Annotated in this window: 28 protein-coding genes and 1 pseudogene; 14 read left to right on the top strand and 15 right to left on the bottom strand. The window is 59.5% G+C overall.

What is annotated here, in order from left to right:
* Nucleotides 1-53 precede the first annotated feature (53 nt).
* Together AC559A_RS15155 and AC559A_RS15160 are read right to left on the bottom strand one after the other, a co-directional pair.
* Nucleotides 54-524: a Uma2 family endonuclease gene (locus tag AC559A_RS15155; RefSeq protein WP_498818548.1), complete on the bottom strand. Its 471-nt coding sequence runs from the start codon at nucleotides 522-524 to the stop codon at nucleotides 54-56.
* Nucleotides 525-832: 308 nt separating this feature from the next.
* A pseudogene (locus AC559A_RS15160) lies at nucleotides 833-1,426 on the bottom strand (HipA domain-containing protein); the annotation flags it as partial.
* 91 nt (nucleotides 1,427-1,517) lie between these two features.
* Here AC559A_RS15160 and AC559A_RS15165 point away from each other — a divergent pair.
* The 13 genes from AC559A_RS15165 to AC559A_RS15225 all read left to right on the top strand — a co-directional run bounded on the left by AC559A_RS15165 (nucleotide 1,518) and on the right by AC559A_RS15225 (nucleotide 13,717).
* The gene (locus tag AC559A_RS15165) at nucleotides 1,518-1,751 is read left to right on the top strand and encodes a ribbon-helix-helix domain-containing protein (RefSeq protein WP_028572125.1); all 234 of its coding nucleotides are present in this window, start codon (nucleotides 1,518-1,520) and stop codon (nucleotides 1,749-1,751) included.
* Entirely contained in the window at nucleotides 1,748-2,059 is a 312-nt protein-coding gene (locus AC559A_RS15170) for a type II toxin-antitoxin system PemK/MazF family toxin (protein ID WP_498818549.1), read from the top strand. The genes AC559A_RS15165 and AC559A_RS15170 overlap by 4 nt, the downstream gene beginning before the upstream one ends.
* Nucleotides 2,060-2,520: 461 nt before the next feature.
* Entirely contained in the window at nucleotides 2,521-4,314 is a 1,794-nt protein-coding gene (locus AC559A_RS15175; protein ID WP_498818550.1) for an ABC transporter substrate-binding protein, read from the top strand.
* Nucleotides 4,315-4,579: 265 nt separating this feature from the next.
* Nucleotides 4,580-4,876: a hypothetical protein gene (locus AC559A_RS15180; protein WP_498818551.1), complete on the top strand. Its 297-nt coding sequence runs from the start codon at nucleotides 4,580-4,582 to the stop codon at nucleotides 4,874-4,876.
* Nucleotides 4,869-5,546, top strand: a complete 678-nt coding sequence (gene modB / locus AC559A_RS15185; protein ID WP_498818552.1) for a molybdate ABC transporter permease subunit — start codon at nucleotides 4,869-4,871, stop codon at nucleotides 5,544-5,546. Before AC559A_RS15180 ends, modB begins: the two co-directional genes overlap by 8 nt.
* A complete protein-coding gene (gene modA / locus AC559A_RS15190) occupies nucleotides 5,546-6,304 on the top strand; it encodes a molybdate ABC transporter substrate-binding protein (RefSeq protein ID WP_498818553.1) in 759 nt (252 codons plus the stop codon). The genes modB and modA overlap by 1 nt, the downstream gene beginning before the upstream one ends.
* A gap of 2 nt (nucleotides 6,305-6,306) precedes the next feature.
* Nucleotides 6,307-7,068: an ABC transporter ATP-binding protein gene (locus tag AC559A_RS15195; protein WP_498818600.1), complete on the top strand. Its 762-nt coding sequence runs from the start codon at nucleotides 6,307-6,309 to the stop codon at nucleotides 7,066-7,068.
* Between the two features lie 220 nt (nucleotides 7,069-7,288).
* Nucleotides 7,289-8,356, top strand: coding sequence for a TOBE domain-containing protein (locus AC559A_RS15200; RefSeq protein ID WP_498818554.1), 1,068 nt, complete (start codon nucleotides 7,289-7,291; stop codon nucleotides 8,354-8,356).
* A gap of 134 nt (nucleotides 8,357-8,490) precedes the next feature.
* A complete protein-coding gene (locus tag AC559A_RS15205; protein WP_028572132.1) occupies nucleotides 8,491-8,763 on the top strand; it encodes a hypothetical protein in 273 nt (90 codons plus the stop codon).
* Between the two features lie 515 nt (nucleotides 8,764-9,278).
* On the top strand, nucleotides 9,279-10,043 hold the full coding sequence (locus AC559A_RS15210) for a class I SAM-dependent methyltransferase (RefSeq protein WP_498818555.1): 765 nt from the start codon (nucleotides 9,279-9,281) through the stop codon (nucleotides 10,041-10,043).
* 16 nt (nucleotides 10,044-10,059) lie between these two features.
* Nucleotides 10,060-10,878, top strand: a complete 819-nt coding sequence (locus tag AC559A_RS15215; protein WP_498818556.1) for an SAM-dependent methyltransferase — start codon at nucleotides 10,060-10,062, stop codon at nucleotides 10,876-10,878.
* Entirely contained in the window at nucleotides 10,878-12,146 is a 1,269-nt protein-coding gene (locus AC559A_RS15220) for a YcjF family protein (RefSeq protein ID WP_498818557.1), read from the top strand. The genes AC559A_RS15215 and AC559A_RS15220 overlap by 1 nt, the downstream gene beginning before the upstream one ends.
* Entirely contained in the window at nucleotides 12,143-13,717 is a 1,575-nt protein-coding gene (locus AC559A_RS15225; RefSeq protein WP_498818558.1) for a GTPase family protein, read from the top strand. Before AC559A_RS15220 ends, AC559A_RS15225 begins: the two co-directional genes overlap by 4 nt.
* Nucleotides 13,718-13,745: 28 nt before the next feature.
* Here the strand turns inward: AC559A_RS15225 and AC559A_RS15230 are convergent, their stop codons facing one another.
* From AC559A_RS15230 to AC559A_RS15290, 13 genes are all read right to left on the bottom strand, one after another.
* On the bottom strand, nucleotides 13,746-14,102 hold the full coding sequence (locus tag AC559A_RS15230; RefSeq protein ID WP_498818559.1) for a hypothetical protein: 357 nt from the start codon (nucleotides 14,100-14,102) through the stop codon (nucleotides 13,746-13,748).
* 7 nt (nucleotides 14,103-14,109) lie between these two features.
* Entirely contained in the window at nucleotides 14,110-14,664 is a 555-nt protein-coding gene (locus AC559A_RS15235; protein ID WP_028572137.1) for an HDIG domain-containing metalloprotein, read from the bottom strand.
* 40 nt (nucleotides 14,665-14,704) lie between these two features.
* Complete coding sequence (locus AC559A_RS15240) at nucleotides 14,705-15,193, bottom strand: PIN domain-containing protein (protein ID WP_028572138.1); 489 nt, start codon at nucleotides 15,191-15,193, stop codon at nucleotides 14,705-14,707.
* Complete coding sequence (locus AC559A_RS15245) at nucleotides 15,186-15,440, bottom strand: UPF0175 family protein (protein ID WP_028572139.1); 255 nt, start codon at nucleotides 15,438-15,440, stop codon at nucleotides 15,186-15,188. The genes AC559A_RS15240 and AC559A_RS15245 overlap by 8 nt, the downstream gene beginning before the upstream one ends.
* A 54-nt stretch (nucleotides 15,441-15,494) precedes the next feature.
* Entirely contained in the window at nucleotides 15,495-16,373 is an 879-nt protein-coding gene (gene argB, locus AC559A_RS15250) for an acetylglutamate kinase (RefSeq protein WP_028572140.1), read from the bottom strand.
* Between the two features lie 127 nt (nucleotides 16,374-16,500).
* Entirely contained in the window at nucleotides 16,501-17,871 is a 1,371-nt protein-coding gene (gene hslU / locus AC559A_RS15255; protein WP_498818560.1) for an ATP-dependent protease ATPase subunit HslU, read from the bottom strand.
* A complete protein-coding gene (hslV, locus tag AC559A_RS15260) occupies nucleotides 17,871-18,437 on the bottom strand; it encodes an ATP-dependent protease subunit HslV (RefSeq protein ID WP_498818561.1) in 567 nt (188 codons plus the stop codon). Before hslV ends, hslU begins: the two co-directional genes overlap by 1 nt.
* Before the next feature lie 48 nt (nucleotides 18,438-18,485).
* Complete coding sequence (locus AC559A_RS15265; protein WP_498818562.1) at nucleotides 18,486-18,716, bottom strand: DUF2442 domain-containing protein; 231 nt, start codon at nucleotides 18,714-18,716, stop codon at nucleotides 18,486-18,488.
* On the bottom strand, nucleotides 18,713-18,985 hold the full coding sequence (locus AC559A_RS15270) for a DUF4160 domain-containing protein (RefSeq protein ID WP_498818563.1): 273 nt from the start codon (nucleotides 18,983-18,985) through the stop codon (nucleotides 18,713-18,715). The genes AC559A_RS15265 and AC559A_RS15270 overlap by 4 nt, the downstream gene beginning before the upstream one ends.
* A gap of 3 nt (nucleotides 18,986-18,988) precedes the next feature.
* Entirely contained in the window at nucleotides 18,989-21,190 is a 2,202-nt protein-coding gene (locus tag AC559A_RS15275; protein ID WP_498818564.1) for a DNA translocase FtsK, read from the bottom strand.
* A gap of 187 nt (nucleotides 21,191-21,377) precedes the next feature.
* Nucleotides 21,378-21,935: an elongation factor P gene (gene efp / locus AC559A_RS15280; protein WP_498818565.1), complete on the bottom strand. Its 558-nt coding sequence runs from the start codon at nucleotides 21,933-21,935 to the stop codon at nucleotides 21,378-21,380.
* 29 nt (nucleotides 21,936-21,964) lie between these two features.
* Complete coding sequence (locus AC559A_RS15285) at nucleotides 21,965-22,435, bottom strand: type II 3-dehydroquinate dehydratase (RefSeq protein WP_028572147.1); 471 nt, start codon at nucleotides 22,433-22,435, stop codon at nucleotides 21,965-21,967.
* Nucleotides 22,436-22,682: 247 nt separating this feature from the next.
* Nucleotides 22,683-23,537, bottom strand: a complete 855-nt coding sequence (locus AC559A_RS15290) for a tRNA (adenine-N1)-methyltransferase (protein ID WP_498818566.1) — start codon at nucleotides 23,535-23,537, stop codon at nucleotides 22,683-22,685.
* Between the two features lie 384 nt (nucleotides 23,538-23,921).
* Here AC559A_RS15290 and AC559A_RS15295 point away from each other — a divergent pair, with 384 nt between their 5' ends.
* A complete protein-coding gene (locus tag AC559A_RS15295; protein WP_498818567.1) occupies nucleotides 23,922-24,908 on the top strand; it encodes a radical SAM protein in 987 nt (328 codons plus the stop codon).
* Nucleotides 24,909-24,931 lie beyond the last annotated feature (23 nt).

The following is a 24,931-nucleotide window of genomic DNA, read 5'->3' on the forward strand; positions in this document are numbered from 1 at the left end:
CGAGACTTTTGGGGTCTCGCTCGCAAGCGCCACGCCAGCCCTCGACTATGTGCTCAAATAGAAAAATCATCGCAAAGCCAAACCCATAAATTCTGCGGAAGAGCCAAAAACAAGAGATACTCGGTCACGCCGAATTCCTCGTACAGTTGTTTTTTGATCACCGTGTCCTTGAACGCTGTCGCCTTGGATACGATTTCAATGACCAGATCCGGCGCTCCCTGGATGGACTTGGGCGTGACCTTGGCCTTGTCGCAAACAATGAACAGGTCCGGCTGAACCACGGTCCGTTCGTCCAGGACCACGTCCGTGGGGGCGGTGAAGACCGCGCAGGGTGATTTCCCCGCGAGAAGGGACTTTTTGATCTCAAAAAAAAAATTGCCGACCAGGGTTTGATGCCGTGTTGACGGCGCGGGAGTCATGGCAAAGGCCTCGCCGTGAATGATTTCCCAGCGTTCCTGGTCCGGCCAAGTCAGGTAATCCTGGTACGTGAATCCGTCGGGTTTCAAAGCGGGCAATGCGGTCATGGCGCCTCCAGCATGGGGAGCGATCCCAGGAGTCTGAATTGATGATGAGACAAGCTTTAAGCCTAAGCGCCGGTTGCTTCCTGGTCAAGAAATCGGTGCGGAAAGTTGACCGCCTTGCTTCATGAAAGCGTCCGGATCATGCATGCCTTTTCCGACGATGCCTTCTCTATCAATACTCCGTGGACGAGAACGAGGGAATCGTGTTCATGCTGACGGTGGATGATCGAAAAGACGCTTACGGATGATCGGCCAACCGGCAAACTAAGCCTGCTCCGGACCGTCGCGACGCGGGCTCGTGACGTTGACTCTCATACGTCGCCGAGGCCCTTGTCCCATTCCTTCCCCATGGCCCTGCCCACTGCGGCAAAGCCTTCAAGGTGCGAGACGCCGTGCGCGAGTTCTTTTTGGGCTTGCCTGACTCCGTGTTTGACTTCTTCCAGGATCATGTCCGCCTGCTTGCGCTGCAGGCCGCAGTGATGTTCGGCAAAGCGCAGCAGGCGTTTCCGGTCCGGCCATTTTTTTGATCCGTCCAGGGCCAGGGCCAGGGCGTCGTGGGGGAGGTAGGCCGTGGTGGTCACGATGTCGAAGGTGGGGGCCAGCTTTCCGCGTCTTGCCTCAGGGCTGTCGGAGATCAGGCAAAAATTTTTACGGTGCGCGTCTCCGTTGCGCAGCACAACGCTGACGGCGATCATCTTGAACAGGTCGGCAAGGCATTCTCCGAGGCATTCTTGGATGCAGTAGTTCTGGAGCACCTTGGTCAGTTGTTCATAACTCCCGTGGTACTTCTTCGCGCTGGGCAGGCCCGCCAGGACGCAAAAATCCTCAAATCCCATGTACCGGTCCTGCTCCGTGAGGTCGAATCGTTCGACCACCAGGAACTTCCCGTTTTTCGAAACCTCCCGGTACGTCGTTTTGGCAGATCGATTTGCTCTTGACGTTGTCCGTGATGTGGATTACTCATAGCTATAAGTATCCACATTGAGGAGGTGCGTTATGCGAACAATTCAGATGACCCTTGATGATAATCTCGTCAAGGCGGTGGATCGTGTTGCAAGGGAACTCCACACGAGTCGGTCCGCTTTCACAAGAAAGGCTCTACAGGATGCGCTGGAAAAGTATAAAAACGGGCAACTTGAGCTAAAACATCGACGTGGTTACGAACAATATCCGGTTGCCGGCGATGAGTTTTCGGTTTGGGAAGCCGAACAGGCATGGGGGGATGGATGAAGCACGGGGAAATACGCTGGTATAAATTCGCGGCGCCGGATAAAAAACGGCCAGTCCTCATCCTGACGCGCGACAGCGTGTTGGAGTACCTGGGGGAGGTTACCATCGCGCCTATCACAACTACTGTGCGCGATATTCCATCGGAAGTGTTTCTCTCGACGATTGAGGGTATGCCCAAGGATTGCGCGGTCAATTGTGACCACTTGCAGACTGTTTCAAAAGGTAAAATCGGTCCATTGATCACATCCCTCCCCCGAACGAAGATGGTAGAGGTCGGACGAGCAATCCGGTTTGCACTCGACATTTGAAAATGGAGCTGCCAACCACGATCTTCAGCGGATCGCAAAATCGCGCCTGTTGAAGTTGAAGAGCAGCAGTCCAAAATGCCTGCCACATGCCACAAGTAATCGCCAAAAAGGATCGGCACGTGAGCTTGGTCACGCCCAAGAAACAGGTCGCTGAGCACGGGGAGGTCTTTCCTCCCGGGTGGATGATTGAGGCGATACTGAAAAAAGGAACACTTTGAGCCAAGAGCAGACCTGACCCCTCTCCGCAGAAATGCACCGGCACATGAGCTTGGCCAAGTCCAAGAAACGCGCCGCTGGCCACGCGGAGGTGTTTCCAGCGTGGATGGTCGAAGCGATGCTTCTCTGTCGCGGAACGACGTTCGTTTCGCGTGGGGTCAGCTAGAAAAGAATCGGCGTCTTGTTGTGTCGTTTTTGTATGGCACTTTCCTACAAATTCAGAATTGGAAAAAAAGGAAAATTGAATGTTTGGACGGTTTTTTATGATAGGTATGAAGGTGATGTGTATTCTAGTTGCGCTTTCAAGCAGTGTTTCCTTTGCACAGGATTCAGCAACGGAATTTGACAGACCAGTCATCGGGGTCATTCTTCCTTTTTCCTCAGCCTTTGAAGATATCGCTATTGAGCAGCAAAGAGCCATCAATCTGGCTCTTTCAAAGTCGGATGTTCCTGTAACGATTATCTTCAAGGATGGAGGTGCGGACAAGGAAAGCGCTGTGCAGGCATTTCAAGAGCTTGCAGGGCTTGAGGATCGTCCTCTGGCAGTCATCAGCTGCTCCAGTTGGGCTTCTGACGCGATACATCCCCTTGCTGCCGAGAAAGGCATATTTCACATCGCCATTGGCAGCGCGGCGTTGAATCGCACCCATTCAGGAAATACAGTCCGATTCACTCTGGACGCGGCGGATGAGCAGCAGCAGTTGGCCGAGTATCTGTCCTCCTTCGAGAAAATAGGAATTATGGCCATGGACAACGACCTGGGCAACAGCTGGATTTCCCACATCCGGCACACTTTTCCTGATCAGGTTGCAGCAGCGTATGTGTATGATCCTCAAAAGATGGACATCCACGAAGAACTTGCGGAAATACAGACCATTGATCCAGACGTCCTGGTGCTCATCAGTGCGGGGGAGGCTGCCGGGATTGCCCGGCAGGCCCGAAAAATCGGAATAACCTCGCAATTCGTGGGCACTCGGCCCATTGAGCGTGTGGAACTACTGGCTGAGCCGGAATACACCAACGGTCTTGTCTATACCTACCCTTCCTACAATACAAAGCATGAATTTTCTGGCATGTACCGGGGGAAATACGGAAGCGATCCCGGATTTTTTGGGGTCGAAGCCTTTGATGCAGTGACCACTCTTTTGCAGATCCTGGACAAGGGGGTTGTGCGGTCGGCTGATCTGTTTCAGAGCTACGCAGGGCGGATATTCGTGGGTGCGCTGGGGGAGATTTACTTCACCAGCCATGGAGACGCCAGGTATCCATATCTGTTTAAGCAGATAATGGACGGCCGGTTTCAGGTTGCCGGATTTCAATTTCCCATGCTTCTTGAAAAGACTTCGCAACAGCTTGAAAACATATTCCAGGAAATGGACCAGGATATTGCACTGGCTGCCCGGAAGCTTTCCAAAACAGGACTTGCGGGAGAGCCTGCCGCTTCAATACTCCAGGAACTTTACGCAAAAAATCCCCATGCCTACAACTGCGTTACCGTTGATGCTGAAGGGATAATCGTCAATGTGGCCCCGGACAGGTACCTGGATGTCATTGGAGAGGACATCAGCCATCAGGAACAAATCGTTCGGCTGCATTCCACGCGTCAGCCTGTACTCAGTCAGGCCGTAAAGATGGTTGAGGGGTTTGTGGGTATTGACCTGGAGCATCCTGTATTCAATCTTGAAAATGAGCTCATTGGATCAGTCAGCATTTTGGCCAAACCGGATTTTTTCGGGAGCATTATTTCCCAGAAGGTCTCCAACTTTCCCTTGGAAATGTTTGTGATCCAGAAGGATGGGGTCATGGTCTATGATATCAATGAACAGGAAATCGGCAAAAATGTTTTTCTTGATCCTCTATATCAAACATATCCTTCCCTGCTTGCAGTTGCTCGCAGGATTGCTGCCGAGCCGGATGGCCGGGGGCGATACCGTTTTCTGGACAAGAACATGCGTGAGGAAGTGGTCAAAAATGTTGTCTGGACCACGGTGGGGCTGCACGGAACCGCCTACCGGCTGGCTCTGGCCTTTGAAGAGTAAGAACCAGACAACTACCCGATGAACCAGGACCGTTTCTCGATGCGTTCCTGTTGATGTTATGCTAAAAATAGCATAGCTGATTCCTTCAGAAAAGCTTCCACATTGGCGTCGAGTTCCTGGCAACGATACATAATTGTATGGAGTGTATGCTGCAAAAGTGTAGCTTTTTCTAGAGTCTAGGAAATATTCTCAACGATTCCAGGATTTTATTTTTGGCACACATGATGCTCTACTCAGAAAAAACATTGAGCAGGAGGAGGGAGTCATGGGTATTGTTCTGGGGATTTGGATCGTGGCCATGGTTTTTGTGGTTTGTGAGAAATTGGTGGGTAATTGCCTGTATGTCTATTCCGACGGAGTGGATGGGGACGCTTCGTGCAGCTTGTCCCGGATTCCGGCAGGGGAAGCGGCCACGAAAGGCCTGCCTTTGTTCCTGGCAGGTATCGGCCTGCCACTGACCATGGCCAGTCCTTTCGGCGGGTTCCTTTGTCTACTGGTTGCGGCGCTGCTTTGGAGAATAGGCAAGACAACCGGAATCCGACCATGGCCGGACAATGACTGACGGCTCGTTTCTCTTCCCCCTGCAACTGACCTTGCGCGTGGCGTCCCTGGCCACGCTGTTCGCCCTGGTGTCCGGGGTGCTGTTGGCCTGGGTGATTCATCGGTTTCGTTTTCCCGGTCGGAACATGCTTGACGCCGTGTTGACCCTGCCCATGGTTCTGCCGCCCACGGTGCTTGGCTACTATTTGATCGTGCTGATAGGGCGCAACGGAGTGATCGGCGGCTGGCTGGAGTCGACTTTTGGGATCACCCTGATGTTCACTTGGCAGGGGGCGGTGATTGCCGCGTCCGTGGTGGCGTTTCCCCTGGTGTTCAAGTCGGCCCGAGCCGCGTTGGAAGGGGTGGGGCAAAAATACGAGAACGCGGCCCGCACCCTGGGCTGCGGCGAATGGCAAATTTTCTTGCGCGTCTTGCTGCCCATGGCCGTGCGCGGAATCGTGGCCGGAACCATGCTGGCCTTTGCCCGGGCCATGGGCGAGTTCGGGGCCACCTTGATGGTTGCCGGGAACCTGCCCGGTCGAACCCAGACCATGCCCTTGGCCGTGTACAGCGCCGTGCAGACCGGGAACCAAGACTTGACCAACATGTTGGTGCTTGTCTTGTCCGCCTCCTGCGTGTTGATTTTATGGATTACGGGATCTCTGCTCAAACCCAAATGGGAGGAAAGGTGATGCAACGAATTGCCGCCGCCTTGCTGTGTGTTTTTCTGTTTCCTGCCTCGGTCGTGCCGGTTGCGGCTCAGGAGTTGATCGTGTCCGCGGCAGCCTCGCTGACGGATGCCTTCAGTGTGCTCAAGAATGATTTTGAAAAGGAACACCCTGGAACGCAACTGGTCTTCAACTTCGGAGCCTCCGGGGCGCTCTACCGGCAGATCGAACAGGGCGCGCCCGTGGACGTATTCGCCTCCGCGGACATGCGCTGGATGGGCGAGGCCATCCGGATCGGGCGCGTTGAAGCGATGGAATCCAAAGTCTTTGCGCAAAACCGGATTGTCCTGGCCGTGCCTCAAAACAACCCCGCCGGGATTTCGACCTTGAAAGACCTGGAGAACGCCGGTGTCCGTCGGGTTGGTGTGGTCACCCCGGACACCAGTCCCGCGGGGAATTACACCAGGCAGTCACTGAAGGACCTGGAACTCTGGGAAGTTTTGGAGCTTAATTACATTTTCGCGGAAAACGTGACCCAACTGCTGAGCTATTTACGGCTCGGCGAGGTGGATGCCGGGTTCTTTTTCGCCTCGGACGCGGTCCGGGGGGCGGACAGCGTGGCCGTGGTCATGGAAATGCCCATGAAGGAGTCGGCCCTGTTTCCCATCGCCCCGCTCTCCGACAGCAAACAGCCGGACTTGGCCCAAGCCTTCGTGCGTTTCATCCTCTCCGAGAAGGGACAAGCCGTCCTTTCCGGGTACGGATTCAGCAAAGCGGAATGACAATGCTTCTGCGATGCGACATCACGACACGCTTCACCGGTGATGTCGGCGGTTTTGCGATGGATGCGTCGTTCCAGGCGTCTTCCACGTCCATCGTTCTCTTTGGGCCGTCCGGTTCCGGCAAAACACTGACCCTGATGACCCTGGCGGGATTGCTGGCCCCTCGGTCAGGGCACATCGCGGTCCGAGGCGTCACGTTTTATGACTCCCGGACAGGAGTGAACGTGCCCGCCAGAAAGCGCAATGTCGGCGTTGTGTTTCAGGACTATGCCCTGTTTCCGCATCTGACTGTCCGAGAAAACGTGGCTTTCGGCCTGAAGCGACCATTTCGTCCGCTCAGCACTGAACAGCGGCGAAAGGTGGAGGAACTGCTGGAATTGTTCGGCATCGCCGCTCTTGCCGGACAACGTCCCCATCAATTGTCCGGCGGCCAGCGCCAACGCACGGCCCTGGCCAGAGCCCTGGCCCCCAATCCGCGGCTGTTGCTTCTGGACGAGCCGTTCACGGCCCTGGATCAGCCCTTGCGGGCGAAAATGCGCGAGGAACTGGCCCAAATTCAGAAACGTGTTGACGTGCCCATGGTCATGGTCACCCACGATCTGGCCGATGTGGAGGTCTTTGCCCAAAGCCTGGTGGCTTTTGGTCACGGACGGGTGTTGGAGGTGCTGGATTATCGGGAGCGTCGCTCCGGTGGTGAAAGCGCGGGAGATATTCTGACTCCGATGTTTGAGGCGGCCAATGGCAATGCCAATGAATCCGGATGATGTCCTTTTTCCGGCCTGAAGGCGGGCTTGACTGAAGACTCCGGAATCTGCGACGGCAAGACGTCAAGCGTGGAGCCTTTTGGCTTCGGCATCTTTCCAGCGGAAGACAAAATTCTTACTTTGTGTCACCAGTGCCTTGAGCATAGTGGGCGGTTCATCTCTTCACGTGTCAACAGCTTTTGAACCATCCCGTAAACTTTTCTACTGATCCCACACCAAAATGCACACCATCCCTGATGAAGACCCCGCGACACGGCATTCGCCGGGCGCTTCGTTTTCCGTCCCACCGAACGTCAAGATTCTCGACTCCGTCCAACTGGCGGAGCTGGAGCGAACCTTTCGCGTCTGGGCAACGGACTCTCCGCGGCGGGACGTTCGGGAGTCCAGGCGGCGCATCCTTTTGATATTTCTTTTGATCCGTCATACGGGCGCCAAGCTGAACGAAATATTGGACCTCAAGGCGGGGGACATCGATCTGGGGAAGCGGGTCGTCACCGTGGGCGGCGAGGAACGGGAACGCGCCAGGGTCGTTGAAATTCCCGACGACCTGGCTGAAGAGCTGCGCGCGGCCTTGACTGCGGGCGGGCATGGTCCGGAGGATGCCTTGTTTCGAATCGACCCGGCCCATGTCCGGCGCAAGTTTTACGAGCAGGCCGAGGCTTGCGGGCTGCCCCGGGAGTTCGGCAATCCCAGTACGCTGCGCCGCTCACGCTCCGTGGAACTGCTGCGCGGCAATCTGCCCCTGCCCGTGGTCCAGCGGCTGCTCGGCCACTCCACGCCCAACCTCACCGCCGCGCATCTGGATGTCTCCGAGGAAGACGTCCACCATGCCGCCAGACGGTATATCGACCGGGAGAGTCGCCGGCGCACCAGCGCCCGGAACATTTTTTTCGGCAAGATCACGGAAATTCTCACCGGGGACATTCAGTCCGAAGTGACGCTGCTGACTCTGGGCGGGCTGCACGTCGTCTCGGTGATCACCAACGCCAGTCTGCGCAGGATGCGGCTGAAGGCCGGGATGTTCGTGACCGCGGAAATCAAGGCTCCTTGGGTACTCGTCGCCGGCTCCGAGGGAGCGGACCAGAACAGCGCGGACAACCGCCTGCCGGCCATGGTCATCGACGTCAGCACCGGTCGGATCAACGCCGAAATTCTGCTGCGCCTGGCGGACGGCACGGAAATCTGCTCCATAACGACCGCCGCGAGCAGCCGTCGCCTGAAGCTGCGCTCAGGCGACCAGGTCTGGGTGCTTTTCGGGGCCTATTGCGTGGTTCTCAATCGGGAGTGAGGCCGACTTCAGTCGGGACGCGGCGCGGCGTCCCTCATTCCTCAACGGACTTGACCCATTGCGGCGTCAAGGGTATCTCCACGCATACTTACACGATAATTCATGAAAACGTGCCTTTCTCCTTTCGATTTGGTTTGAATTTGATCATCGGAGCCATATTCCTGGCCCTGGCCGTGCTCCTGGGCAACCACATCCTGTCAGTCCTCTTCCCCATGTCCGCCCTGGGCGTGCTGCTCGTCTTTGCCGGTCTCCAACTTTGCATGAGCATGCTGGACATCAATGTTCGCAAGGATTTGTTCGTGGCGGTCGCCGTGGTCGGCATCACCCTGGCTTCCAACCTGGCCGTGGGATTCGTCGTGGGAACCGCCCTGGCCTATGTGCTGCGTTCGGATAGGTTGAAGGTGTGACCGGAGGCGACCATTTGTCCAAACTCTTACTTGTTGAGAGTTGGTGGCGAGGCAACGCGGCTGAACCCCAGAGTTGCCCCACGGATGAGGCGTGAAGCGTCATGTTCCCGGTGACACGCTCGTTGGGTCACACGTCGCCGAGGCCCTTCTCCATGACCCTTCTCCATGACCCTTCTCCACATTCATAGATCCTGCTTCCGCGAATTTAATCTCCTAATCCTGGCCGCGCATTCAGACAGCGGGCCCGCCACATTCCCGCCGCCGACTCTGATATTTCTCTGGCCTGAACTCCGCGATGCGAATGGTGCGAAAGACTGACAAAGGCCTTGCTCATCCTCTATCCGGCGTACTATGTCTGGCCCTGTTCTGCTCCTCGGGGTTGCCTCTCCTGGGAAGAAAACTCTTCAACTGATCCCTGCACGCCAGAAGTTGAAGGTGTGATCGGGGACGAGCGTCGATGAGTGGCCATCACGCCGTAAAACGCAAGCACTTCACTCAAGACAGGAGAACACACAATGACATCCCCCTGGATTGCCTACAACGACCTGGCCTGGGTCGATGATTGGTTGGCCGATGCGGCGGATTATGAGCGGGAGGCCGCTGTTTATGTGGAGCTGATCCGGCGGGCCGCGACGTCGGGCCTGGTTCGTGCGCCGCGGACTCTGCTGCATCTGGGCTGCGGGGCGGGCGGGCATGATCGGGAGTTCAAGCGGCACTTCGCGATCACCGGCGTGGACCTGAGTCCGGGCATGTTGAACATGGCCCGGACCAGACATCCGGAGATCGAATATTTGGAAGACGACATACGCTCCGTGCGCTTGAACCGACGATTCGACGCGGTGGTCATCCCGGACTGCATCGACTACATGACCACCCCGGACGAGTTGCGCCAGGCCGTGCGAACCGCTGTTGAACACCTCCATCCGGGCGGGGTACTGCTGGTGGTCGGCAAACCGGCGGAGACCTTTCAGGACAACAATTTCGCCTATACCGGCGAAAAGGACGGCGTCCACGTCACGCTGCTGGAAAACAACTACGTCAATCCATACCGCCCCGGCACCTACGAGGCCGCGCTCTTCTATCTGATCCGCCGCCACGGCGACCTGACCACCCACGCGGACCTTCACGTCCTCGGCCTCTTTCCCCAGGCGACCTGGGACCAGGTGTTCCAGGAGGCCGGGCTCGCCATGCGTCAAGAGATTCTCGACGGCGTCTACGACAAGTTTCTGCTCAACGACGGCGCGTATCCGATGACGATTTTCGTTGGGCAAAATAGCTGAAAAACAGGAAACGCTCATGACCAATCCGCTGATCAAGCCCGAATTCCCCCTGTCCGCGAAGTACGACCCGGACTGGATGCTGGATAACCAGATGGGGCCCAACGCCGTTTGGCTGATGGAATGGCTGGCCCGGGCCCTGGCCCTGCGACCGGGACTGCGTGTACTCGACCTGGGGTGCGGGCGGGCCATGACCAGCGTTTTCATGGCCCGGGAGTTCGGCGTGCAGGTCTGGGCCGCGGATTTATGGATCTCTCCGGAATTCAACCATGCCCGGGCCGAGGCTGCCGGGGTTGGCTCCCTGGTGTATCCCTTGCGGGCCGAGGCCCACGCCCTGCCTTTTCCCGAGGCCTTCTTCGACATGGTCGTGTCCGTGGACGCCTATCAGTACTTCGGCACGGACGTGCTCTACCTGGGCTACCTGACCCGCTTCCTGAAACCCGGCGGCCGGATCGGCGTGGTCGTCCCCGGCCTGACGCAAGCCTTTTCGGAGGTTCCGGATCACCTGGCCGCGCCGCAATCCAACGGCAAGGTCTTCTGGGAAGATGAGTGCTGGAGCTTCAAGACCGCGGACTGGTGGCGCGAGCACTGGAGCCGTAATCAGGGCGTGACCGACCTGAGCGTGGATATGCTGCCGGACGGATGGCGGCACTGGCATGACTTCGAGCGGGCCGTGGAAGCTTCCGGAAAGTCCCATTTCCCATCGGACGCCGAAGCCCTGGCCGTTGACCAAGGGGAATTCATCGGTTTTGTCCGGGCCGTGGGCAAGCGCACCGACTGGATGGCCGAGAACCTGTACAGCCCGGACGTGGGCGTGCGCTGCGGCGTGGACGGCTGATGAAAGGGCTGAACAAGCTTTCGATGGTCGCCGACCTGCTGACCGGACTGCGCCGGACGATCCGAGGGGCAGCCGCTGACAAGAATCCCGAAAGCGACCCGGGCAACGCCGTGCTGGACGAGGCCCTGCGCCGAGCCAGGGCGGCCCAGCCTCCGCCGGTGGTCTGGCTGCTGGGCAAGACCCAGTCCGGGAAGACATCCATCATCCGCTCCCTGACCGGCAGCCCGGATGCCGAGATCGGCAACGGTTTTCAGAGCTGCACCCGGACCGCCCGGTTCTACGACCACCCGGCCGATGCCCCGGTGGTCCGCTTCCTGGACACCCAGGGGCTGGGGGAGGTGGACTACGATCCCGCCGAGGACCTGGCCTTTTGCGAATCCCAGGCCCAGTTGGTCATTGCCGTGATCAAGGCTTCGGACGGGCTGCAAGGCGCGGTGTTCGACGTCTTGCGGGCCGTGCGCCGTCGGCGACCGGACTGGCCGGTGATCGTGGCCCAAACCTGCCTGCACGAAGTCTATCCCCCGGGCTTCGAGCACGTTCTGCCCTACCCCTTCGACCAATCCGGCTGGGAGACGCGGGTTCCCCCGGACCTGACCCGGGCTCTGCTCTTCCAGCGCGACCGGCTCGGCGCCCTGCCTGGAAACGAGCCGATGGCCTGGGTCCCGGTGGACCTGACCCTGCCCGAGGACGACATTCTACCCACGGATTACGGCCTGGACGCCCTTTGGAAGGCCGTTCAGCGGGCTTCCCGGTTCGGCCTGGAAGAGCGGCTTCGAGACGAGAGCGACCGGGAAGACGGCCAGAGCGATTCATTTTCCCTGGCCGCTCATCAGCAGATCGTCGGCTACGCCATGGCTTCCGCGGCCATTGGGGCCCTGCCCCTGGTGGACCTGGCGGCCCTGCCCGCCTTGCAGATGAAGATGCTCCACAAGCTGGGCGAACTGGCCGGAGTGCGCTGGGACAAGCGGCGCGTCGCCGAATTCTCGGCCCTGCTCGGCCCGGGCATCATGGCCGGATATGGGCTGCGCCTGGCCGGGCGCAGCGTGATCAAGTTGATTCCGGTCCTGGGCCAGACCGGAGGAGCGGCCTACGGCGCGGCCACCGGCGCGGGCCTGACCTTCGCCCTGGGCAAGGCGGCCCGACTTTACCTGGACCACGCGGCCCAAAGGCGCTCCGTGCGGGCCGAGGACGTCCGGAAGATCTTTGACGAGGCGTTGCGCCGGGGCCGGAACCTGATCAAGCCCTTCGGGCAAAAGGACGGATCATGATCAGCAAGATCGCCCTGCTGCGCGGCTTCGGCCTGCTGCGCCTTCTGGCCGTGTTCCTGGCTGCCCTGCCCCTGCTGGCCCTGCCGGCCCTCGGCCTGGCCTGGATCTGGCTGTCCGACCACCGCCCTTTCTGGCTGGCTGCGTTGGGAATCTGCGCTGTTTCCGGCTACGGGTTGCACCTGCTGGCGGCCCGAATCGAACGTTCCCGATCCAAGACCGATCAAGCCGAACAACCAATAGACCCCGAATCTCGCACCACCAGACCCGCCCCTCACTGGTCCCGCCAAGACGAGGCCTGTTGGGTCAAGGTGGAGGAGTTGGCCCAGCGAACCTCGCCCAAGGACTGGGCGGTCGCGGACGTGCAGCGCATTGCCCTGCTGGGCCGGGACACTCTGGATGTGGTCGCCGGCCACTATCATCCCGAAGCGGACAACCCTCTCCTGGAACTGACCATCCCCCACGCCCTGCTGATCACCGAACGGGCCGCCCGGGATCTGCGCCGGGAGATCACCCGGACCATCCCCTTCAGTCACAAGCTGACCATGGGCCTGCTGGCCCGGATCAACCGTTGGCGGGAAACCGCCAGGCAGTACGAAACCCTCTACCGCCTGGGCCGGGCCGTGCTTTCGCCCTATTCGGCCCTGTTTCATGAAGTGCGGCGCAACCTGGGAAACAGCATCGCCGGATACGGCCTGGACAACGTCAAGGCCTGGCTGCTGCGCGAATACGTGCGCAAGGTCGGGTACTACGCCATTGAACTGTACAGCGGAAAACTGCTGCTGATTGACGAGGACCCCACGGCCCGTCCCACAGCGGCCACCCGAAGCGACCTCAATGACGCCGGAAAGCACGGCGAACCCTCCACCTCAGAGCCCTTGCGCATCCTGGTCCTGGGGCGGGCCAACACGGGCAAGTCCAGCCTGATCAACGCCCTGTTCGGCAGGCTTCAGGTGACCACTGATACGCTGCCTGGAACCACCCAGGCCATGAAAGCCTATCGCCTGGAACGGGAGGGCCGGGACGCGGCCCTGATCCTGGACGCCCCCGGATGCGACACCGATCTTCTGCCCCCCAAGGCCCTGCGCCGGGCCGTGCTGGACGCGGACCTGATCCTTTGGGTCACAGCGGCAAACCGGGCCGACCGCCACGCCGAGCGCGAGCAACTGGACCGGATCAGGGCCTGGTACGCCGAACGCCCTTCCCGCCGCCTCCCGCCCCTGGTGGTCGCGCTCACACACATCGACCAGCTCCGGCCGGTCAAGGAATGGCAGCCTCCCTACGATCTGAACGCCGCTCCAAACCCCAAGGCCGTGGCCATCGCCGCGGCGGTGCAAGCCGTGGCCCGGGACCTGAACGTCCCCGTGGACCAGACCATCCCGGTCTGCCTGGCTCAGGGGCGTCTCTACAACGTGGAGGACACGTTGGCCGCGGTGATTCTGGAACTTCAGGAGGAAAGCGAAAAGGCGCGGTTTCTGCGCTGTCTGGAGGCGCGGAAGGGAGAGGAATTCTGGAGCGCCGTCAAAGAGCAGATGAAGACGGCGGGCAGAATGCTCGGGTCGGTTCTTAGATAGCCATCACGAGATGAGAGAAGAGAAAAGATCAAGAAGCCGCGCCACGCACGGACGCGACTTCGGTGAAGACCTGGTGAACCATGGCCGCCTGCTCCCGGTCCGCGAACTGGAAGCGGACCCGCTCCCGGCCGGAGCGGGCCATGTCCTCGTCCAGGGTCAGGTCAAGCTGGAAGCCCCATTCCTGGTCGCTTCCCAGCACGGATTCTTCCAGCGGCGCAAGCGGGCCGACCCGCAAATCAGACACGCTTTCGCACTCGATGTTGCCGTAAAACCGGTGGCCGTTGCCCACGAAATGCACGGTCCTGCCGCGCACGTAGACTTCCTCCAGGCTGCGAAAGGCCAGGAGCATGGCGCAGGAGCCAACGGCTTCGGAAACCGAGGTCATTTCAGGGTCACTTCAGGTTGACCTGATCGGCGATGGTGGTGATGGAGGCCACGGCATCGTTCAGAAAGTCATCCAGTCCCACCCCGATGGTCTCGCACTCCCGGATGATCTCCCGGTTCACCGCCGCGGCAAAGGCCTTGTCCTTCATTTTCTTCTTCAGACTCTTGGCCCCCAGCCCCTCCAGCTTCGTGGGCCGGATCAGGGCCGCCGCGGAAACCAGGCCGGTGACGGTCTCGGAGCAGCGCAAGGCGTGGTCGAAGGTGGTGGACGGCGCAACCCCGTTGCGCTCGCCGTTATGGGCGCGGATGGCCGTCAAGGCTTCCTCGGGCAAGTCCTCGGCCAGCCACGTGGCCGCCCGCAAACCGTGCTCTTCCGGCAATTCCTTGGTTTCATGGAAGTCCAGATCATGGAGCAGCCCCGCCAGCCCCCAGACTTCCTCATCCTGCCCCAGCCGCCTGGCCACCCCCCGCATCACCGCCTCGGTCTCCAGGGCATGATGCAGCATATGCTGTTCCTGGCCCTTGCTGGAAAGCAGCTCCCAGGCTTGTTCACGCGATATCATGATATTCTCCTTACGCTCAAAAAAACAACTTGCGTGGCAATTATTCGCCCACTGCCTGGCATGCGGCGGCAATCACGTTGTCGGCGAGATAATATCCTGAGGCGCGCAGCTCCAATAAGAGCGGCCGCACAACGGGAATCAACCCGCGACGTTTGGCTGCGACCAAAATCCCAGCCGTCCCCTTGACGGGAAGTCCATAAACATGCCGGGCGATTCGTCGACCTCGTCGTTCATCAATGATCGCCATGCACGGCGACAGATGCCGTGCAAGGCATATGACCTCGGCCTCTCCGTCATCCAACTCCATCACCAGCAAAGGGTCGGGAACGGGACTCACTCTGACACGCATCTGCCAGACTGCTCTCTGCAAAGCTCTGGCCCCCGGCTTGTCGATATCCGCCACCGACACTTCGTTGTAGACGGTCCGCGGAACCCAGCACTCGGTAAACAACGTTGGCAACAAATCGAGAGAATCAAGCAGTGATAGCGCGATCAGCGGACCGGCATTGACCACCGCGCGATCAAACATCGGCGTTAAACTCCGCCATCACCTCATCATTGTCCAGCGCTGCTATGGGTACACCGGCTCGTCCTGCGGCAAGAAGAAACTCTACCCGCCCCATTCCGCAAAGCTTTGCGGCCTTGCCGGAACTCAAGCGTCCAACTTCGAACAGTTTCAAGGCCAGCATAAATTGGGCTTCGCGTGCCAACGCTTCCGGGGACATACCAGGCAACGCCAAAGCATCAAAAGGGAGTTCGAGCACGACCGTATTCATAAGCTGCCTCCACTCAGGGGGAAGTCCAAAACCTGCAACATCTTGAAAACTCACCTAAAAGATGATCTCCGTTCCGATCCCGCCCTTGGTAAACATCTCCAGAAGGATGGAATTCTCCAGGCGGCCGTCGATGATGTGGGCCTTTTCGACGCCGGCTTCCACGGCTTCCAGGCAGCATTTGACCTTGGGGATCATGCCGCCGCGCAGCACCCCTTTTTCCAGGGCTTCCACGGCCTTGTGCCGGTTCATGGACGAGATCAGATTACCCTCCAGATCCAGCACGCCGGGTACGTCGGTGAGCAGGATCAGCCGTTTGGCCTCCAGAGCCGCGGCCACGGCCCCGGCCACGGCGTCGGCATTGATGTTGTAAGTTTCGCCATCGTCGTCCACGCCCACCGGGGCGATCACCGGGATGAAGCCTTCTTTTTCCAGGGTGCGAATCAGGCCGGTGCGGATGTCCGTGACCTCGCCCACCTTGCCCAGGTCGATAATTTCCGGGGGCATGTCCTTGTGCGGGATGACCATCTCCATTTTCTGGGCGTTGATGATCCGCCCGTCCTTGCCGGAGAGCCCCACGGCCTTGCCTCCGTGCTGATTGAGCAGGTTGACGATCTCCTTGTTCACCTTGCCCACCAACACCATTTCCACCACGTCCATGGTGGCCTCGTCCGTGACCCGCAGCCCTTCCCGGAACTGGCAGCAGATGCCCAGTTGATCCAGCATCCTGCCGATCTGCGGGCCGCCGCCATGCACGATCACCGGATTGACCCCGATGTAGCGCAGCAGGACGATGTTCAGGGCGAACGCCCGCTTGAGCTGCTCGTCCTTCATGGCGTGCCCGCCATACTTGATGACCACGGTCTGCCCGAAAAAATCCCGGATGTACGGGAGCGCTTCGAGCAGGGTTTTGGCTTTGGCGACTTCGTGTTGCATGGGGTTGTACTCGCTCAACCAGGTAAAAGGTGCGATTTAAGCAGATTCGGAACCAATCGTTTTTTCGACACCGAAACCGATTTCGATAGCGATTTCGATTGATGCCGTCACGGTTAAGGAACCGGCGCTACAGTATATACCGCGACAAATCCCGACGCTGCTGGATATCCTGGAGCTTGTCGCGGACATAGGCGCCGTCCACGACCACCTGGTCCCCGGAACGTTCCGAGGCCTCGAAGGAGAGGTCGGAGAGAATTTTTTCCAGGATGGTATACAGCCTGCGGGCGCCGATGTTTTCCGTGTCGTCGTTGATCTTTTGGGCGAAGTCCGCCACCTCTTCCAGGGAGTCCGGGGCGAATTCCAGGGTCACGCCTTCGGTGCCCAGCAGGGCCATGTACTGTTTGGTCAGGGCGTTCTCGGGCTCGGTCAGGATGCGCAGGAAATCCTCCTTGGTCAGCGCGGACAACTCCACGCGCAGCGGAAAGCGGCCCTGTAATTCCGGGATCAGATCCGAAGGCTTGGACATATGAAAGGCCCCGGCGGCAATGAACAGGATGTGGTCCGTGCGCACCATCCCGTACTTGGTGTTCACGGAACTGCCTTCCACCACCGGCAGCAGATCCCGCTGCACGCCTTCCCGGGACACGTCGGCCTTGGTCGCTTCCCGGCTGCTGCAAACCTTGTCGATCTCGTCCAGGAAGACGATTCCGCCCTGCTCGACCCGCTCCCGGGCCGCCTCCATGATCTTGTCCATGTCGATGAGCTTGTCGCTCTCCTCCTGGATCAGCAGTTCATAGGCGTCCTTGACCTTGACCCGACGTTGCTTGCGGCGCTGGGGAAAGACCCGGCTGAACATGTCCCGGAACTGCATCTCCATGTCCTCCAGTCCGGGCATGGCCATGATCTCCACCTGGGGCGAGGAAGCCTTGACCTCCAGTTCCACCAGACGCTCATCCAGCTTGCCGTCCCGCCACAGCTTGCGCAATTTTTCCCGGGTCGAATCCTGGCCGGCGTCGCCCTCGATTTCCAAGGCCTGGCCACTGGTCGGGGGGATGGTGGGGGATGTCTGCTGTGGCGGTTTCTTGGCCGGCAGAAGCAGGTCAAGCAACCGTTCTTCAGCCAATTTCTCGGCCTTGACCCGGACCCGCTCGGTTTCCTCCTTGCGCAGCATGGTCACACCGATCTCCATCAGGTCCCGGATCATGGACTCCACGTCCCGGCCCACATAGCCGACTTCCGTGTACTTCGTCGCCTCCACCTTGATGAACGGCGCACTGGCCAGCTTGGCCAGCCGCCGGGCGATTTCCGTCTTGCCCACACCGGTGGGGCCGATCATGATGATGTTCTTGGGCGCGATTTCGTCCCGCAATTCCGGGGGCAACTGCTGCCGACGCCAGCGGTTGCGCAGGGCGATGGCCACCATGCGCTTGGCGTCCTTCTGGCCGATGATGTAGCGATCCAGTTCCGATACGATTTCACGGGGGGTCAAGTAGCTCATCAGGTGGTCGTCTCCTTCTTGGCCTCGTCTTTGCGCAGGGATTCCAGGCTCAGTTGGTCGTTGGTGAACACGCACAGTTCCGCGGTAATGGCCATGGACTTGCGCACGATGTCCTCGCAGTCCAGTGATGTGTTCCGGGCCAGGGCCCGAGCCGCGGCCAGGGCATAACTCCCGCCCGAGCCAATGGCCGCCACCCCGTCGTCCGGCTCGATCACGTCCCCGGTGCCGCTGAGCAGCAGGATGGACGTGTCGTCGGCCACCAGCAGCATGGCCTCCAGCCGCCGCAAATACTTGTCCAGCCGCCATTCCTTGGCCATTTCCACACTGGCCCGGACCAGGTTGCCGCCGTATTCCTCCAGCTTGGCCTCAAAGCGCTCGAACAGCGTCATGGCGTCCGCCGTGGCCCCGGCAAAGCCGACTATCACCCGATCCTTGTAAATCTTTCGAACCTTGCGGGCCTTGTGCTTCAGGGCCACGCTCTGGCCCATGGTCACCTGCCCGTCCCCGGCCATGGCCACCCCATCCGCGTCCCGCACGGCGAGGATGGTCGTTCCGTGTAATTGCATCGTAACTGCTCCGTCAAAAGAAGATGTTTCAGTATGAGCCTGAAAATACTATCTTATCACCCAATGAGCTTCAATGGAATCCACCGAAAGATCGGCACCGCAATTCCATTCAACATAATATTTTCCATTTTGAATATTCATGAATTCATCAAGATCGCGCAACGGCTGAAACGCCTCAAATTCGAGATATGGACGGACGTCGAACCAACCGACCCTCCCGTCTTCAGAGACGATATTCAACGTATAATCACTTTGAGGAATAACTTGAGCGATTCTCATTGATCCAGCCCTCGAATCCGAAAAGGATGTTTCCCGTTCACGGCCAGTTGCCAATTCGCAAGCAAGTCGTCCTTGTGAATCTCTATCCAGGCGACAACAAGCTTGTGCTTTTTTAATGGCAGCTCTCCCGCCAGCACCGAACCGTCATCAATGGCGTACACAGCTACGCTTCCTTGGTATTCCGCATGAATATGCGGCAGTTGATGCCTGTCGACATCCCGAAAAAACATCCGAATAATGATTCCATAGAACAGCGAGACTGTCGGCATATCCTATCCCTTCTTCGACTTGATCACGGCCCGGGGCTTGCTGCCTTCCTGGGCCCCCAGCAGACCGTCTTTTTCCATTTGCTCGATGAACCGGGCCGAGCGGTTGAAACCAATCCGGAAGCGGCGCTGAAGCAGGGAGATGGAGGCTCGGCCCTGTTCCAGGACGAATTCCACGGCTTGGCTGTAGATGGGGTCGTCCACCACGTCAGAGCCTTCGGGACCGTTCCCGTTGGTGACGCCGGCCTCCTCCTTGGCCCATTCGTTGAAATCCAGCTCAAAGCTGGGTGGCTGCTGTTCATGCCAAGCCTGGACCACCGCGGCGATTTCATCGTCGCCGACGAAGGCTCCATGCATGCGCTGCAACTTTCCTGCGCTGGGCTTGAAGAGCATGTCGCCCTGTCCCAGCAGGTGTTCCGCGCCCACGGAATCCAGAATGGTCCGGGAATCGTGCTTGGACGTGACCTGGAAGCTGATCCGGCAGGGAAAGTTGGCCTTGATCAGCCCGGTGACCACGTCAACCGAAGGTCGCTGCGTGGCCAGGATCATATGAATGCCCGCGGCCCGGGCCAGTTGGGCCAGACGGACGATGCTCACTTCCACTTCCTTGCCCGCGGTGAGCATCAAGTCCGCCAACTCGTCGATGATGATCACCAGGTAGGGCATGGCCCGATGCTGTTCGGCCTCTTCCGGAGGCAGTCCGGCGACCTTTTGCTGGTACGACGAGATGTGCCGGACGCCCAAAGCAGCCATGGCCTCGTAACGGGCGTCCATCTCGGCCATGGCCCAATCCAGGGCACTTTTGGCCAGGGACATTTCCGTGACCACGGGGTGCACCAGGTGGGGCAGGTCCGCGTACACGGCCAACTCGATCCGCTTGGGGTCCACCAGCAGGAACTTGACCTCGTCCGGCCGGGCCTTGAACAGGATGCTCACGATCATCGCGTTCAGGCCCACGCTCTTTCCGGCCCCGGTGGCCCCGGCCACCAGCAGGTGGGGCATCCGGGCCAAGTCCGCGACCATGGGCAGACCTTCGATGTCCTTGCCGATGGCAATGGTCAGTTTGGATTTGGATTTCTGAAAGGCATCGGACTCCAGGATATCCCGCAACCAGACCGACTGGCGGTGCTCGTTGGGGATCTCCACGCCTACGGCGTCCTTGCCCTGCAACGGAGCCACCACGCGCACCGAAGCGGCTTTCAGGCCCAGGGACAGATCGTCGCTCAGACCGGCGATCCGGCTGATCTTCACCCCCGGCGCGGGCTTGTATTCGAACATGGTGATTACCGGGCCGGGCTGGATGTTCTGGACCTCGCCCTGAACCCCGAAGTCCGCCAGGCAGGTCACCAGGGACTTGGCCATCTCCTGGAGGCGCTGCGGGGAGGTGCGCGGCTGCTTGCGATCCGGGACGGCCAGAAGGTTCAGGCTCGGAAAAAGCGGAACGCCCTTCTCCCCCAAAGCAAAATCCAGCTTCTCCGTGACCGCGGCCAGCGGGTCGCGTTCCTTTTTCCCTTCCTTGGGTTTGGCGGGTCGGCTTTTCCCACCGGGAACATGAAACTCCTCCAGCAGGGACGACGGCATGTCGCTGTTTTTCCGCTTCTCGGGCTTGCCTTTGGCCGGGCGAGGACGGGGAGAACGCCTGGTCCATTCGACCAAGGCGCTCCCCCAGGTGGTCCAGTAGACGCCGAACAGCAACTGCGAGGCAAGAAAGACCAGGAACAGCCACAACAGCAAGGCTCCGCGCTCATGAAACAAAACCATGCTCAAAGCGTGGAGCTGGTCTCCGAAGTAACCGCCACCGCCAATCCCCGAAACGACAATCCGCTCCTGAATCCAAGGGTGACTGGCCGCGGCCAGCAAGGCGAAACAAAGCAGCAGCAAACCGATCCAACGCCACCAGGACACCTGGAACACGCGCCAGACGCAGGCCAGCCCCAACCAGACCAGGACCACCGGAAACATGAACGCCAAAAGCCCGATCAGGTCCACGAACAATCCGGCCAGATAGGCCCCGACGATCCCGGCCTGATTATTGATGGACTGAATGCTGGTGGCCTGCTGATTGAAAGACGGGTCCTGGGGGTGGTAACTGAACAGGCTGAGAGTGAGAAATGCGGCGGCGAAAAGCAGGGTCAGGGCGCATATTTCCCGAAGCAGTCGCGTTTCATTTCTCGGATGGGCGTCGGCGGTCACGGCGGAAGGACTCATGCCAGCCCGTTGAAAAACTCCCAATTGCCGCGTTGCCGCAAAGCGTTCAGACTCTCACGTATGAAGAAATACGCTTCGACCTTGAACGGTTTTTGCTTCGTGCACTTGGGATTTTTGAACGAACTGGAGGATAAGGTCATGTCAATACTCAGACGAGTGATCAAACGAGTCTCGGGCAAATCGTCCGCTACTCGCGGCTGATGTAGGTCCCGGAGCGGGTGTCGACCTTGATCTTGTCGCCCTGGTTGATGAACAGCGGGACGTTGACGGTCAGGCCGGTCTGCACCACGGCCGGCTTGGTGGAGCCGCTGACCGTGTCGCCTTTGAGGCCGGGATCGGTTTCGGTCACTTCCAGCACCACGGAGGCCGGCATGTCCATGTCGATGGCCTGGCCGCGATACAGCAGCACTTTGACCTGTTGACCATCCACCAGATAGCGGCCCTTTTCCCCGGCCTGCTCCTCGGTCACGCTGAGTTGCTCGTAGGTGGTCATGTCCATGAACACGTATCCCGTGCCGTCGTGATACAGAAACTGCATTTCCCGGGATTCCAGGTCCGGCTTGGCGAATTTTTCCCCGGAGCGGTAGGTCTGGTCCAGGATCCGGCCAGTGAGAATGTTGCGCAGCTTGGTGCGCACGAACGCACCGCCCTTGCCGGGCTTGACGTGCTGGAATTCCACGATCTCGTAGGGCGTGTCGTCGATTTCAAGTTTCAGTCCGCGTTTGAAGTCGGTCGTCGAAGGCATGGCATAGGTCCCATGAATGAGGTTGAAGATTATCTTTGTTCGGCGATGGATGTGGACCACCGCAGCCAAAGCGTCTGCACGGCCAGGGCGTAGCTGAGCAGGCCGAAACCGGAAACCACGCCGATGCAGTGCTGTGCGATCAGGCTCGCATGTCGGATGGACTCGGCCCTGGCCAGAATGTTGCTCAGATGCACTTCCACGCAGGGCAGGTCGATCCAGGCCAGACAGTCGGCCAGGGCCAGGCTGGTGTGCGTGAAAGCCCCGGCGTTCAGAGCCACGCCGTAAACATCCTCGTTACGGGCCTGCTCCAGGCGATCGATGATCCGGCCTTCACCGTTGGCCTGAAAAAAAAGCAGCTCCACCTCGTCCACGGCCCGGCCCATCAAGGTTTCCAACAAATCCGGCAGATCGCGCATGCCCTGGGTGCCGTAAATGTCGGGCTGACGCTGGCCGAGATGGCCGAGATTGGGGCCGTTGAGGACGAGAATGCGACAGGTCATGAAAGGAAACGCTCACGGAAGGCTGCTGTTTTAAGGAAGATACGATTCGGCGTCCGTCACCTTGGTCAATGACGACAGATCCAAGCGTGCACTACGAAAGAATAGGTAAATCTAGCTGGTTGTCCAGAAAATCGCAACCTGGCGGAAACTGACGGGAACAGTCAGCCGGAGACGTTCAATATCCGAAGCGGAAAGACGACCGGGAAACGGGCACCCGGTCGACGACTTGATTAGATTCGATCAACGTCTAAGCTGCATCCACGGGATTTGACGCGTCGATATCCAAGTCCGCCGACGCCGTTGACGTATCCATCGCCGCTTCCGAACAGCGCGCAGCCTTACGCCCCTCGTGCCGGGCGAAGACCAGGAAACCGGTATGGGCGACCATCCTGTCGTCCGGGCGCAGTCTTTCGGCCACGGGCTTGTAGCGGCGCAGGAATATCTCCAGGACTTCCACATCCTCGAAGGGAGCTTTTTCCAGGCCGGCCAACAGGGAGCTGACCTGGTTGGTCGTGGGCAGCAGGAAGCCCACCGGCGCTCCGGGCATGATCGCCGCCACGACCTGGTCCAGGAAGTCCCATGGGGTGCGCACGTCCAGAAACAGGGCGTCCACATCGGTCTGCACAAAGCCTTCGGCGATGTTTTGATTGAACTGCTCCACCCGTTCTCCCAACCCGGACCAGCTCAGGTTTTCGCCGCACAGGCGGTAGAATTCTTCGCGCTGCTCATAGGTGTAGACCCGGCCATGGTCTCCGACGTACCAGGCCAGGGCCGTGGTCAACGCCCCGGAACCGCTGCCGGCCTCGATCACCCGGCATCCCGGCGCGATGCCCAACTTCAGCAGGATATAGCCGATCTCCTTGGGATAGATGATCTGGGTCCGTCGCTTGAGCATCTTGACCATGTCGTAGAGGCTCGGCTTGAGCAGCCGGAAGGGATGGCCGAGGTGGGTGCGCACCTCTTCGCCGTACCCGACTTGCAGCAGGGCCGCGTGTTCCAGCACCCCGAAGTGGGTCTGCATGGTTTCGCCTTCGCGAACTTTTCGAATGTAACGCTTGCCTTGCGGACAGACCAGCATTACCAGATCACCTGGATTGAGCATATTGCCTCCTGAAGATAAAGAAGTGTGCTGGTATGTGCTGAATCCCGACGTGTCAAGGTTGAAAGCCCGCCCAGGCAGGGCAATTTTGTTCTCGAACCACGGGTACTCTGGATCGGTATCGAAATCGAAATCGCCATCGAAATCGTTTTCTGGTAACATCCCGATTTCGATAGCGATTTCGATTTCGATGATTCCTGGCCCTTCCTTGGGGGTCCCCTCGAACACCCTGCAATCTACATTTTGAAATTATAGATATTTTCCAGAGAACAAAATGGCCCTGCCCGCCCAGGACGCCCTGCCCCCGTCCGGGACGAGGACGCCGAGAGCCAGCCTTGAGGCCCACCACATCAATATCCGATTCCATACAAAACCAACGAACGCTCCATGCAATTCAAAACCCTTTACGGTCCGGTCCGATCCGGACGTCTCGGTCTGTCCCTGGGAGTGGACCTCCTGGGCAAACGCATCTGCTCCCTGGACTGCGTCTATTGCGAGGTCGGCCCGACCCGCGTCCTGACCATGGAACGCCGCCCCTACATGCCCGCGCGGGTCATTCTGGACGAGCTTCAGGCTTGGAAACGAGATCAGATGCCCAGACCCGAGGTCGTCACCCTGGGCGGCCTGGGCGAACCGTGCCTGAACACGGAACTGGAGGAAATTATCGCCGGCAGCCGGGCCATCTTTCCGGACATCCCGGTGGCCGTGCTGACCAACTCCACCCTGCTCCACGACCCGGTGGTCCGCCGGGAACTCAGCGGGGCCGCAATCGTCCTGCCCTCCCTGGACACCCTTGTGCCCGCGGAGTTCATCAGGATAAACAGGCCCTGCCAGGGGGGCGATCTGGAACGGATCACCTCGGGTCTTCTTGATTTCCGGGCCGGGTTCTCCGGCCGAATCTTTCTGGAAATCCTCCTGAACCGGGGAATCAACGATACTCCGGAAAATCTGGCCCTGCTCCGGGACTTCCTGCCCCGGCTCAGACCGGACCGGGTGGACGTGGTCACCATGACCAGGCCGGGCGCCTCCCCTCTGGCCGAGGCGGTGGACCATCAAACATTGACGACATGGCGCACCGCGTTGCAAGGAACGATTGCTACGCAAGAGGACGAGCAGGCCGCCGTAATCCAGGACCAGACCCAGGATTTGGCCCAGGATTCGGCCCAGGATTCGGCCCAGGTCTTGGCGACGGAAGCCCAACGCGAGCTGGTGCTGAATTCTTTGCGTCGCCGCCCGCAAACCATCGACCAGGTCCGAGAGGCCCTGGGGCTGGAGCCGGCGCAAATCCGCACCGTATTCGCCGACCTGACCGCCCGAGGCGCGATCCGGCATGCCCATGAACTCGGCGAGGATTTTTTTCAGGCCGCTCTCTGAAACACTCTGCGACCCACTTCCGT

The sequence above is a fragment of the Desulfonatronum zhilinae genome, from assembly GCF_900182865.1.
Lineage (GTDB): Bacteria > Desulfobacterota > Desulfovibrionia > Desulfovibrionales > Desulfonatronaceae > Desulfonatronum > Desulfonatronum lacustre.